The organism is Halomonas sp. GXIMD04776, from assembly GCF_049808615.1.
Taxonomy (GTDB): domain Bacteria; phylum Pseudomonadota; class Gammaproteobacteria; order Pseudomonadales; family Halomonadaceae; genus Modicisalibacter.
The window spans coordinates 1-1,584 of sequence record NZ_JBNCAN010000047.1; the positions used below are offsets into that span (position 1 = coordinate 1).

The 1,584-nt window shown below is 58.8% G+C and carries 2 rRNA genes; both read left to right on the plus strand.

What is annotated here, in order from left to right:
- Nucleotides 1–1,099 (plus strand): 23S ribosomal RNA (locus tag ACPF7Z_RS19160); the annotation flags it as partial.
- A 173-nt stretch (nucleotides 1,100–1,272) separates the two neighbouring features.
- Nucleotides 1,273–1,388 (plus strand): 5S ribosomal RNA (gene rrf, locus ACPF7Z_RS19165).
- Nucleotides 1,389–1,584 lie beyond the last annotated feature (196 nt).

Here is a 1,584-nt window from a genome sequence, read left to right on the forward strand (position 1 = left end):
GTGTAAGCGGACGTATAGGGTGTGACGCCTGCCCGGTGCCGGAAGGTTAAATGATGGTGTTAGGTTCGCCGAAGCACTTGATTGAAGCCCCGGTAAACGGCGGCCGTAACTATAACGGTCCTAAGGTAGCGAAATTCCTTGTCGGGTAAGTTCCGACCTGCACGAATGGCGTAATGATGGCCACGCTGTCTCCACCCGAGACTCAGTGAAATTGAAATCGCCGTGAAGATGCGGTGTACCCGCGGCTAGACGGAAAGACCCCGTGAACCTTTACTATAGCTTCACACTGGACGCTGATGTTGCTTGTGTAGGATAGCTGGGAGGCTTGGAAGCGGTCACGCCAGTGGCCGTGGAGCCGACCTTGAAATACCAGCCTGGCATCATTGGCGTTCTAACTCAGGCCCGTCATCCGGGTCGAGGACCGTGTGTGGTGGGTAGTTTGACTGGGGCGGTCTCCTCCGAAAGAGTAACGGAGGAGCACGAAGGTACCCTCAGCACGGTTGGAAATCGTGCAGTGAGTGCAAGAGCATAAGGGTGCTTGACTGCGAGACGGACAGGTCGAGCAGGTACGAAAGTAGGTTCTAGTGATCCGGTGGTTCTGTATGGAAGGGCCATCGCTCAACGGATAAAAGGTACTCCGGGGATAACAGGCTGATACCGCCCAAGAGTTCACATCGACGGCGGTGTTTGGCACCTCGATGTCGGCTCATCACATCCTGGGGCTGAAGTCGGTCCCAAGGGTATGGCTGTTCGCCATTTAAAGTGGTACGCGAGCTGGGTTTAGAACGTCGTGAGACAGTTCGGTCCCTATCTGCCGTGGGCGTTGGACGTTTGCGAAGGGCTGCTCCTAGTACGAGAGGACCGGAGTGGACGCACCGCTGGTGTTCGGGTTGTGCTGCCAAGCGCATTGCCCGGTAGCTAAGTGCGGACGGGATAACCGCTGAAGGCATCTAAGCGGGAAGCCCCCTTCAAGATGAGACGTCCCTGGGGTGTAAGCCCCCTGAAGGACCCTCGAAGACGACGAGGTTGATAGGCGGGATGTGGACGCACCGCAAGGTGTTGAGCTAACCCGTACTAATGGTCCGTGAGGCTTGACCATATAACACCCAAGGGGTCTGTGGGCATCGCCAGGGGCGGTGCCCCCAAGACAGGCCCCCGCGATGACAGGCCGGATACGCAGTCGTATCCCTTACCGCAGACGGTGTCGGGGTTCTCCCGTCATGACGTCATGAGTCAGCGAGATTCAGGTGGTAGCGTTGTAAAAAGTTATCGCCTGACGACCATAGCGAGCGGGTCCCACCTGACCCCATGCCGCACTCAGCAGTGAAACCGCTCAGCGCCGATGGTAGTGTGGGGTCTCCCCATGCGAGAGTAGGTCATCGTCAGGCATCTATCCAGAAACCCCGGCCAGCAGTGGTCGGGGTTTCGTCGTTCTGGGGGTCCCATGAGCTCGTTTGTCGGGAACCGACGGGAACCGCTTTAGCGGGCCCGAAGGGCGAGTCTCGGGAAGAGACGAGTAGAGTCCCGGAGTGCCGGCCAGCGGACGGCCGCCCCGCTCCTCGTCAGGCCTTTATCCGACCCCCC